Here is an 894-nt window from a genome sequence, read left to right as displayed (position 1 = left end):
TGCTCAAGCTCAGAAAAGCAATCAAAAACCAGCAACCGTTTATTGTTGAAAATGGCGCTGCTGTCTTGATCCCTACGGACTATTTTCCCTGTAAACCAGAAGCTTGCTACGAGCAAAACGGATACTGGGTTTATGGCTTATCAGAAACACGTCAACACTGGCTCGGTATTCTCGAACAAGCCAAAAAGGATTTTCCGCAGCAATTTAACCATTTTGCAGCGATGAGCGAGCAAGCGCTTGCCGAGCTAACAGGGCTTAGCGTCGAGCAAGCCAAGCAAGCGAATGAGCGCGAGTACAGTGAGCCAATTCAATGGCTAGGCAATCATTCCGATAAGCAATCCTTCATTACTTATCTGGAAAATAAGGGAGGCACCGTTCTTCAAGGAGGGCGTTTCCTATGCTTGAACGGAGATCACGATAAAGGCCGAGCCTTATCTTGGCTGGTCAAACAGTTCATTAATTTTTCCATTCCCTGCGACTTAAAAACACTCGCAATTGGCGATAGTCTTAATGATGTCGCCATGTTGGAGCTTGCTGATAGAGCGCTCATTATCCGCTCTCCAGCTCACGCTCCACCAAGTTTAGCCCGTACTAGTGGCTACCAAGTTAGCGAGCATTGTGGCCCGAAAGGCTGGGCCCAAGGCGTAAACAACATTATCTACAGTTAGAGAGAAAATCATTATGGCTGATTTCTATCAAAACGGCATTGTCACCACCCTACACAACCTATCACGTCGCCCTCTGGATGATTTGGAAGATGAGTTAAGGGGCTTTAGTAAACAACGCCCCATGTCCTTGATTCTTCCATCTCTTTTCTCCGAACTCGAAGGTGAGGCACTACCCAAGATCGTCAGCCACCTCGAAGGTGCCGACTATCTATCAGAAATCGTTATT

General features: G+C 46.9%; 1 protein-coding gene and 1 pseudogene. Both read left to right on the top strand.

Annotated elements, in window-relative coordinates:
- Positions 1-668 (top strand): mannosyl-3-phosphoglycerate phosphatase (locus A3735_RS26505; RefSeq protein ID WP_156499943.1); only part of this gene is annotated, 668 nt, incomplete at its 5' end.
- Positions 669-681: 13 nt separating this feature from the next.
- Positions 682-894, top strand: a pseudogene (locus A3735_RS26500) (glycosyl transferase); the annotation flags it as partial.

This window comes from Oleiphilus sp. HI0061, assembly GCF_001635675.1.
This window is presented reverse-complemented; position numbering and strand designations above follow the sequence as displayed.